We start from the raw sequence: 9356 nt of genomic DNA, 5'->3' as shown, positions 1-9356 counted from the left end.
GCGGTAGCCACAGCGCGATTAACCATTGCATCGAGGCCCATCATTAGTTATCTTCAGTTCAGGGCTTGTTGCCCTGGTGCTTGACCCAATAGATGGAACGGCGGCAAAAGGCATGGTACTGCGAGAACTCTCAGACGAGGACCGTATTCGCGCACGGGCAAAGGCGTTGGCGGCCCGCACGCGCCGGGCCGAAATCAAGAACCAGTTCGGCGCCGGCAAGCTGGGCATCAATGAACTTCTGGACCTGGTTCCCCACGACGAGGCCATCGGACGACTGCGGGTCATGGACCTGCTGGAGTCGGTCCCCGGCGTCGGCGAAATCCGCGCCCACACGCTTATCGATAGACTAGGCATCTCACCCAGCCGACGCCTGCGCGGGCTGGGGCGCAAACAGCGCATCGCATTGGTGGATCATTTCCAGCAATCGCCACCCAAAACGAAAGAGTAACGAAGCACACCATGACGGTTAGCCCCCACCCCGCGGTCACAGTCCTCGCCGGTCCCACGGCCGTAGGGAAGGGAACGATCTCCACCTACATTCGCGACAACTATCCCCAGGTGTGGCTCTCGGTTTCCGCCACGACGCGCAACCCGCGCCCGGGCGAAGTCGACGGTGTGCACTACTTCTTCGTGGGTCCGGAGAAGTTCGGCGAACTGGTTGAAAACGGGGAAATGCTCGAGTGGGCAGTCGTGCACGGCCAGAACAGCTACGGCACCATCCGCACCAAGGTCCAGGAGGCGGTGGCCGCGGGGAAGCGGGTGCTGCTGGAGATCGACCTGCAGGGCGCACGCCAGGTGAAAGAGAATTTGCCGGACGCGACATTCGTGTTCCTGGCCCCTCCCAGCTGGGAGGAATTGGTGCGCCGACTTGTGGGCCGCGGCACCGAAACCCCCGAGGAGCAGCAGCGCCGGCTGGAAACCGCTAAACTGGAACTTGCCGCGGAATCGGAATTTGACGTGACCATCGTCAACGACGACATTTCGCGGGCCGCAAACGAGCTGGTGACCCTCATGGGGCTGACCCCGCACGCACGCTAAAAAACTTTTATGCAAGACCCGCCGCGTCCCGGCGGATGCAGTACCCCCTTACGTCTTGATCCACCATCTAGTTATTTGGAGGCTTCGTGAACACGAACCTTGAAGGCATCATCAGCCCGTCCATCGACTCGCTGCTGACCACCACCGATTCGAAGTACGCCTTGGTGATCAACTCCGCCAAGCGCGCACGCCAGATCAACGCGTACTACGCACAGCTGCACGAAGGCCTCTTCGAGTACGTCGGCCCGCTGGTCGACACCCGCCTGAACGAAAAGCCGTTGTCCATCGCCCTGCGCGAAATCAACGAGGGCATGCTCAACGTCTCGAAGATCGAGGAAGCCGCCGAGTAGCCACTCGGCCGCAAACGATTACAACGCGTGGGTGCCGGCGCACCCGGGAGATGCGGCCGTAACGGGCCACACACCCCCGGGCCGGCGCGACGCACTAACGCATCGGTGGTAGCAGTGAAGCGCATTGTCCTAGGTGTATCCGCAGGGATCGCCGCCTACAAGGCAGCTTTGCTGCTACGGCTGTTTAAAGAGGCCGGCCACCAGGTCGACGTCATCCCCACGGCGGCCTCGCTCGAATTTGTTGGCCTTGCGACCTGGGAGGCGCTGAGCGGACGCCCGGTGCGCACCAGCGTCTTCGAGGCGGTGGACACCGTCAACCATGTCCGCCTCGGGCAGGAAGCTGACCTGGTGGTCATCGCACCCGCCACGGCGGACGTCATGGCACGGGCCGCCGCCGGGATGGCCAACGACCTGCTCACCGGCACGCTGCTGGCCACCGGCGCCCCGGTGGTCATGGCCCCGGCCATGCACACCGAAATGTGGGAGCACCCCGCCACCGTCGCCAACGTGGCACTGCTGCGCAGCCGCGGCGTGCACGTGATCGAGCCCGCCGTCGGACGCCTGACGGGCAAGGACTCCGGTGCCGGCCGGTTCCCCGAGCCCGAGGACATCTTCGCGGCCCTCGGGCCGTATCTGGAAGGAACGCCGGGTGCGTCCCTGCCCGACGCGGCGGGTGCGGTGGACCTGGCGGCAGGGGCCGCCTCTCCGCTGGCCGGGAAGATCGTCGCGATTTCTGCCGGAGGCACCCGCGAGCCGCTGGACCCCGTGCGCTACCTGGGCAACCGCTCCTCGGGCCGGCAGGGCATCGCCCTGGCCAAGGCAGCACTGGCCGCCGGCGCCACCGTCCGCTTCATCGCCGCCCACATGGATGTGCCGGCTCCTGCCGGCGTCGAACTCAGCACGGCCTCCACCGCCCGACAGCTGCAGGTGGCCGTCACCGAGGCCGCCCGAGGCGCGGATGCGCTGATCATGAGCGCAGCTGTCGCCGACTTCCGGCCTGCCCAATACGTGGATTCGAAGATCAAGAAGTCCGACGACCACGCCGACCCGGTGATCACCCTGGTGCGCAACCCGGACATCCTGGCCACGCTGGTTGCCGACCGCACCGCCGCGGGCAGCGCCGGCGACCTGCCGCAACTGATCGTGGGCTTTGCCGCGGAGACCGGCGATGCGGAGGCGGGAGTGCTCGAGTACGGGGCGGCGAAGCTGAAGCGCAAGGGCTGTGAAATGCTCGTCGTCAACGAGGTGGGGGAGAACCTGGCCTTCGGGACAGACGAGAACTCGGTGACCATCCTCTTCGCCGACGGCGCCGCCGCGGTGCACGCCTCCGGGTCGAAGGACGAAGTGGCCGCCTCCGTCATCGAAGCGGTGGGACGGGCGCTGGCCCCGGCCCGGCGGCACTGACGGCCCCGGCGGCCGGGAAAAGAGTCAAGTTTGCTTCCGCGCGGCGTCATGAAGCGCCGCGGTGCGCCACGAATTGTCATCATGACGGTGTGGCCACTTCCACATGACCTCGACGATCCGCTGATCGATGCGGCGTGTGCTGTTACCGGTAGAGTGGCACAGTGACTTTAGAATCCCCGCAGCTCCGCCTCTTCACCTCCGAATCGGTTACGGAGGGCCACCCGGACAAGATCTGTGACCAGATCTCCGATGCCATCCTCGACGCCATGCTGGCCCAGGACCCCAACTCCCGGGTCGCCGTGGAGACCTTGACCACCACCGGACTGGTGCACGTGGCGGGCGAGGTGACCACCGACGGCTATGTGGAGATCCCGGAGATCGTCCGCCGCACCATCCTGGACATCGGCTACGACTCCTCGGCCAACGGCTTCGACGGTGCGCGCTGCGGCGTGTCGGTGTCCATCGGGCAGCAGTCCCAGGAAATCTCCGACGGCGTGTTCAACTCCCTGGAGGTCCGGGAGGGCACCGCCGTGGATCCGCGCGACGCGCAGGGCGCCGGCGACCAGGGCCTGATGTTCGGCTACGCCTCGGATGAGACAGCGACGCTGATGCCCACCCCGATCCACCTGGCGCACCGCCTCTCCGAGCGGCTCACCCAGGTGCGCAAGGACGGCACGCTGTCGCTGCTGCGCCCCGACGGCAAGACCCAGGTCACCATCGGCTACGACGGGGACCAGCCGGTCTCCGTGCAGACCATCGTGGTCTCTTCCCAGCACGCCTCCGAGTTCTCGCTGGAGGATTTGAAGGACGGCCTGTTGGCAGAGGTCGTCAACCCGGTGCTTGCCGGCACGGAGCTTGACACCTCCGAGACCCGCATCATCCTGAACCCCTCGGGCCCCTTCATCATCGGCGGGCCGGTGGGCGATGCCGGGTTGACCGGCCGCAAGATCATCGTCGACACCTACGGCGGCTACGCCCGCCACGGCGGCGGCGCCTTCTCCGGGAAGGATCCCTCGAAGGTCGACCGCTCGGCCGCCTACGCCATGCGCTGGGTGGCCAAGAACGTGGTCGCGGCCGGCCTGGCACGACGCGTCGAGGTCCAGGTCGCCTACGCCATCGGCGTGGCTCGCCCGGTAGGCCTGTACGTGGAGACCTTCGGCACCGAGACCGTCGACCCGGCCAAGATCACCGCCGCGATCAATGAGATCTTCGACCTGCGCCCGCTGGGCATCATCGAGGACCTAGACCTCAAGCGCCCGATCTACCAGAAGACGGCCGCGCACGGCCACTTCGGCCGTGAGGAGGCCGACTTCACCTGGGAAAACCTGGACCGCGTCGACGCCCTCAAGGCGTACTTCAACGCCTAAGGGGCGATTCTCCGGCCCGTAGACGTTTTGCGGGAATCGGGTGCCGCGCCCGCAAGGCGATGCGGCACCCGATTTTCGGTTAAGCGCGTTTCGACCGGGCTGGCCAAGGGTGGCCGGATGTCGACGGTAGGGTAATTCTCAAGGCGGGTAAAGGGGAGGTGCGGTGCATGGAGCGCTCGGCCCAACCATCGTTGTTGGCGGGCTTTGACCTGTCATCCCCGCTGCCCGGCATCCCCAACATGGCCGAGGAACTGCCCGTCGCCCGGGTCGTGATCGATTCCCCCGTCCCGCACCTGGACCGCCCCTTCGACTACCTGGTGCCGGCCGAGCTCGACGAGGCGGCACAACCCGGGGTCCGGGTCAAGGTTCGCTTTGGCGGGCAGGAACTGGCGGGTCTCCTCGCCGAAAGGCTCGAGCACTCCGATCCCGGGATCAAGCTGCAGCCGCTGCGCACCGTGGTGTCACCGGAGGTTGTCCTCTCCGCCCCGGTGCTTGCAGTGGCCCGCGCCGTGGCCGAACGCTATGCCGGCGGGGTCTGGGACGTGCTGCGCTCGGCCGTCCCTGCCCGCATGGCCAGGGTCGAGACCGAGAAATACGCCGTCGGGGAATCCCCGGCGGAGGAACCGTCGCCGGACGGGCCCGTCGAACCCTCCGCCGCCTTGCTCTCGGAGTACCACGGCGGGGCGGACTACGCCCAGGCGCTGCGGACCGGGGGAGCGCCGCGCGCGGTGCTCTCGGCGGTGCCCAACAGGCCCGGGGACTGGCCGGCGCTGTTGCTCGAGGCCGCCGAACTGACCCTGGCCTCCGGACGCGGCGTGCTCATCGTTGTCCCCGACGCCCGTGACCTCACCCGGCTTTGCGCCACCCTCGATGAGCGCATCGGCGACCACGGCTACGCCCGACTCAGCGCCGAGGACGGCGCGACCCCCCGCTACCGCAACTTCCTGCGTGTCGCCCGCGGGCAGGCCCGGTTGGTGGTCGGCACCCGCAATGCCGCCTTCGCCCCGGTGAAGGACCTGGGCCTGGCGATCATCTGGGACGATGCCGACAATTCCCACGCCGAGCCGCGCGCCCCGTACCACCACGCACGCGAGGTGCTGCTGCTGCGGTGCGGGATCGAGAACGCCGGCCTGCTGCTTGCTGCTCCCGGGCGAAGCGCCGAGGCGCAGCGGCTGATCCGCAGCGGCTGGGCCGCCGAACTGGTCGCGGAGCGGAAACTGCTGCGCGCCCACGCGCCGCGGGTCATCGCCGCCTCCGACGAATTCGAGGCCGACCGGGACCCGCTGCTGCACGCTGCCCGGCTCCCCGCGGCAGCCTGGCGCGAGGCCAAGGCGGCGCTGGCCCACGGGCCGGTGCTGGTGCAGGTGGCACGGACCGGGTTCATGCCCGCGCTGCGCTGCGAACGTTGCCGCACCCCCGCCCGCTGCACCGCCTGCAACGGCCCGCTGGCCCTTGACGATGCCCGCGGGGCGCCGGCCTGTGGCTGGTGCGGACTGGTGGCAAACCCCTGGAACTGCGTGGAGTGCGGATTCATGCGCCTGCGCGCCGCATCCATCGGCGCGGACCGCACCGCCGAGGAACTGGGCCGCGCCTTTCCCCATGTCAAGGTAGTCGCCGCCACCGGGGCCAAGCCGCTGTACACCGTGCCTGCGACCCCGGCGCTGGTCGTGGCAACCCCGGGTGCCGAGCCGGTGGCCCAGGACGGGTACGCGGCGGTGCTGCTGCTGGACGGGGACCGGATGATGGCCCGCGAAGGGCTGCGCACCGGCGAGGAAGTACTCAACCGCTGGATGGGTGCCGCGCACCTGGCCCGCGGGCGCGATGCGGCCGACGGCCGTCCGGGCGGCGGGACCGTGGTGGTTGCCGGGGAACCGGGCGAGCCGATGCGCGCCCTGGTGCGCTTCGACGCCGCGGCCTACGCGGAGGCCGAACTCGATGAGCGGCGCACCCTGGGCCTGCCCCCGGCCGTGCGCACCGCCATGGTCAAGGGGCCCGCGGCGACCGCCGACAAGTTCATGGCGGCGCTGGAGGTGGGCGATGAGGTGCGCCGGCACGGGCCGGTGCTGCTGGGGGAGGGAGAACACCGTTGGCTGCTGTTCTTCTCCTACGCCCAGGGCCCCGCGGTCACTGCTGCCCTGCGCGCCCTGCGCGCCACTTTCAGCGCGGCGAAGGAGCCCGTCGTCTCCCTTCGCATCGACCCGGACGGGATCCTCTGATCCCGTGGTCGATCCGGTGGCAGATGCCGGCGTGCCGCGACGTTCGCCCGGGCCCTAGTTCTTGTGCAGTGCGTGGTTGCCTGTCGCCACACCCGCGGTCCGGTCACGGTACGTGGTGCGCGGCATGCCTTGCGGCGCCCACGGGTGCTCGGAGGCCAGGAAGTCCTCGATGAGCGATGCGGCCTCGGCCGCCTTTTCGTAGTGGATCAAGTGCCCGACATCGCCAATGACCCGCATCCGGGCCCGCGGGAAGCTGCGGGCGAGCGCGCGCTGGGCGCGGATCGATCCCAGTTCGTCGTGCTCTCCGACCACCAGCAGCGTGGGCTCGTTGATGCGGGCCGCGACGTCGCGCACCGTCGCGGTGATCGAGGCGCCATAGGCCTCGCGCAGGGTGCTGCGCGAGGTGAAACCGGAGAAGTAGCGCCGGTGCTGGTCAACGACATAGGAGCGCATCGCCGGATCCCTGGACTTGAGCATGGCCAGCGACATGATGTCGGTGACCAGGCGCGAGCGCAGCAGCGCCTCGCCCGCTGCGGCCGGCAGCCTTTCCCCGGCGGCGTAGTACGCCCCGGCGGCCCGGGACATCGCCGCCTGGCTGCCCTCCAGCGCGGGCTCGCAGATCGGGTTGATGAGCACCAATTGTGCAAAGGAACCCGGGTGCCGCGCCAGGTACGTTGCCGCGACGATGGTGCCGAAGGAGTGCCCCAGCAGGATGGTCTCCGGGCCCAGCCCCAACTGCCCGCGCAGCGCGCCGATGACCTCGCCGTAGCCTGCCACGTCGTGGCGCGGAGCCGCCGCGGCGGAAACTGCGTTCGGATCCCCGGTGAAGGGTGTCGAGGCGCCGAAGCCGGGCAGGTCAGGCACGATGATCGCGTAGTGAGGCAGCTGGCCGATGATGCGGGCCAGGCCGTGGTGGTCGCCGCGGAAGCCGTGAACCGCCAGGATGACGCCGCGGCAGGGGCCCAGGGCCGGGTACATCCAGCTGGAAACCTCCGAGCCGTGGATGTGGTGGATGCTTTTCAGGGCGCGGCGCGAGGCATGCGGCGGGATCGGGAGCATGCCTCCAGCCTATCCGCTGCGCGGGGCTGAACGGGTGAATGCGCGCGGAAACGGGCACATGTGCGGCTCCGGTTCGGCAACGATTCGCCTACGCTTCACCCGCGGGGCTATGCGGTCGCGCCGGTGCCCCGGTAATGTCGACAAGACCATGTGAAGCACGCTTTACGCCCACTGCAACACCGAAGGATGGCCCCACCGTGGAAGCCGCAGCGTCCCACCGATCCCAACTGGCGGCACTGCGCGCCCGGCCCGGAGCCAAGGTGCTCATCGTGGGCGGTGGCATCAATGGCGTGGCGACCTTCCGCTACCTGGCGCTGCAGGGGGTCGACGTGGCGCTGGTGGAACGCGGCGACTACTGCCAAGGTGCCTCGGGCGCCTCCTCGCACATGATCCACGGCGGCATCCGCTACCTGGAAAACGGCGAATTCCGCCTGGTCCACGAGGCGGTGCGGGAACGCAACACGCTGCTGGAGATCGCGCCGCACTACGTCAAGCCGCTGCGCACCACCGTCCCGATCTTCTCCACCTTCTCCGGGCTCCTGGCCGCCCCGTTGCGCTTCGTGACCCACCGACCCGGGCTGCGGGCCGAACGCGGGGCGCTGCTGATCAAGATCGGCTTGGTCATGTACGACTTGTTCGCCGGGGCCATTGGCCGCAACACCCCCTGGCACCGGTTCCGCGGGGCCAAGGCCTCCCTCGCGGTGCTCCCGAAGCTGCGGACCGACGTGAAGTACACAGCCACCTACTTCGACGCCTCGGTGCACAATCCCGAGCGGCTCACCCTGGACGTGCTGCGCGACGGGCTGGAGGCAAACCCGCACGCGAGGGCCAGCAACTATGTGACCCTCATCGGGCACGGCGAGCGCGGGGCGCACTTGCGCGACGAGCTCACCGGGGAGGAGTTCGACTTCGACGCCCAGGTCATCGTCAACGCCACCGGGGCCTGGGTGGATGAGACCAATGCGGTGATCGGCACCCCGAGCCGTTTCATGGGCGGGACCAAGGGCAGCCACATCGTGCTGGACCACCCCGAGCTGCTGGCCGCCTGCGACGGGCGGGAGATCTTCTTCGAGCACTCCGACGGGCGCATCGTGCTGATCTACCCGCTGGGGGACCGGGTGCTGGTGGGCACCACTGACATCGATGCGGACATGGGGGAACCGGCGCGCTGCACCGATGCGGAAGTCGCGTACTTCTTCGAGCTGATCGGCCACGTCTTCCCCTCCATCAAGGTCGGTGAGGAGCAGATCGTCTACAGGTTCTCCGGGGTGCGCCCGCTGCCGAGCCATGAGAACACCGCCCCCGGATTCGTCTCACGGGACTACCGGATCGAGCATTCGCGGCTGGCCGGGGGCACCCCGATGCTTTGTCTGGTCGGCGGGAAGTGGACGACGTTCCGCGCGCTGGGCAAGGCGCTGGGCAACAAGGTGCTGGCCGAACTCGGGGTCTCCCCGGCCCCCGGCAACCGCATGCTTCCCATCGGCGGGGGAAAGGACTACCCCAAGACCCCGGCGGAACTGGAGGCCTGGTTCGCCCAGCGCGCCGCACTGGCGCCGCGGGCGCGGCTCGAGGTGCTGCTGCAGCGCTACGGCACCCGTGCCGACGCCGTGCTGGAGCACATCGGCCCCCACGACCCGACGCTGCCCGGGTGTCCGGAACTCTCCGCGGCCGAGGTGCGCTACCTGGGCACGCACGAGCAGGTCGGGACGCTGGCCGACGTGTTCATCCGCCGCACCTCGCTGGCCTTCCGGGGACGGGTGACCGAGTCGCTGCTGGCCCAGGTGGCCGAGGCGCTGGCGCCGGTGCTCGGCTGGGACGCAGCCGATACCGCAGCGCAGGTCGATGACTGCCGGCGCGTGCTCACCGAGGAGCACGGGGCGCATGTGGCCCTGAGCAACGCCTGACACCGCGCACCGCACGAC

The 9356-nt window shown here is 69.0% G+C and carries 8 protein-coding genes; 7 read left to right on the top strand and 1 reads right to left on the bottom strand.

The genetic code is table 11. From position 1 onward, the window contains the following. The first annotated feature begins 112 nt into the window (after nucleotides 1-112). The 6 genes from mihF to Q2T94_RS18645 all read left to right on the top strand — a co-directional run bounded on the left by mihF (nucleotide 113) and on the right by Q2T94_RS18645 (nucleotide 6375). Nucleotides 113-448, top strand: coding sequence for an integration host factor, actinobacterial type (mihF, locus tag Q2T94_RS18670; protein WP_264268953.1), 336 nt, complete (start codon nucleotides 113-115; stop codon nucleotides 446-448). Between the two features lie 11 nt (nucleotides 449-459). Further along, nucleotides 460-1038: a guanylate kinase gene (gmk, locus tag Q2T94_RS18665; RefSeq protein ID WP_264268952.1), complete on the top strand. Its 579-nt coding sequence runs from the start codon at nucleotides 460-462 to the stop codon at nucleotides 1036-1038. A gap of 86 nt (nucleotides 1039-1124) precedes the next feature. After that, nucleotides 1125-1388, top strand: coding sequence for a DNA-directed RNA polymerase subunit omega (gene rpoZ, locus Q2T94_RS18660; protein ID WP_217387924.1), 264 nt, complete (start codon nucleotides 1125-1127; stop codon nucleotides 1386-1388). Nucleotides 1389-1502: 114 nt separating this feature from the next. After that, nucleotides 1503-2792, top strand: coding sequence for a bifunctional phosphopantothenoylcysteine decarboxylase/phosphopantothenate--cysteine ligase CoaBC (gene coaBC / locus Q2T94_RS18655; RefSeq protein WP_302266124.1), 1290 nt, complete (start codon nucleotides 1503-1505; stop codon nucleotides 2790-2792). 161 nt (nucleotides 2793-2953) lie between these two features. Then, nucleotides 2954-4159, top strand: a complete 1206-nt coding sequence (gene metK / locus Q2T94_RS18650) for a methionine adenosyltransferase (protein WP_264268950.1) — start codon at nucleotides 2954-2956, stop codon at nucleotides 4157-4159. A gap of 167 nt (nucleotides 4160-4326) precedes the next feature. After that, on the top strand, nucleotides 4327-6375 hold the full coding sequence (locus Q2T94_RS18645; RefSeq protein ID WP_302266123.1) for a primosomal protein N' family DNA-binding protein: 2049 nt from the start codon (nucleotides 4327-4329) through the stop codon (nucleotides 6373-6375). Nucleotides 6376-6429: 54 nt separating this feature from the next. Here Q2T94_RS18645 and Q2T94_RS18640 read toward each other — a convergent pair whose 3' ends face one another. Beyond that, nucleotides 6430-7434 carry an alpha/beta fold hydrolase gene (locus tag Q2T94_RS18640; protein ID WP_302266122.1) on the bottom strand — a complete coding sequence of 335 codons (1005 nt, stop codon included), beginning with the start codon at nucleotides 7432-7434 and terminating at the stop codon, nucleotides 6430-6432. Between the two features lie 197 nt (nucleotides 7435-7631). Between Q2T94_RS18640 and Q2T94_RS18635 the strand changes: the two genes are divergently transcribed. Further along, the gene (locus Q2T94_RS18635; RefSeq protein WP_302266121.1) at nucleotides 7632-9338 is read left to right on the top strand and encodes a glycerol-3-phosphate dehydrogenase/oxidase; all 1707 of its coding nucleotides are present in this window, start codon (nucleotides 7632-7634) and stop codon (nucleotides 9336-9338) included. Nucleotides 9339-9356 lie beyond the last annotated feature (18 nt).

The sequence above is a fragment of the Paeniglutamicibacter sulfureus genome, from assembly GCF_030512175.1.
Taxonomy (GTDB): Bacteria; Actinomycetota; Actinomycetes; order Actinomycetales; family Micrococcaceae; genus Paeniglutamicibacter; species Paeniglutamicibacter sulfureus.
The sequence above is the reverse complement of the archived record's forward strand: the minus strand, read 5'-3'. Positions and strand labels throughout refer to the sequence as shown.

Coding starts and splice junctions, on each gene's coding strand:
- mihF (WP_264268953.1), top strand. CDS start 113: ATGGTACTGCGAGAACTCTCAGACGAGGACCGTATTCGCGCACGGGCA.
- gmk (WP_264268952.1), top strand. CDS start 460: ATGACGGTTAGCCCCCACCCCGCGGTCACAGTCCTCGCCGGTCCCACG.
- Q2T94_RS18645 (WP_302266123.1), top strand. CDS start 4,327: ATGGAGCGCTCGGCCCAACCATCGTTGTTGGCGGGCTTTGACCTGTCA.
- Q2T94_RS18640 (WP_302266122.1), bottom strand. CDS start 7,434: ATGCTCCCGATCCCGCCGCATGCCTCGCGCCGCGCCCTGAAAAGCATC.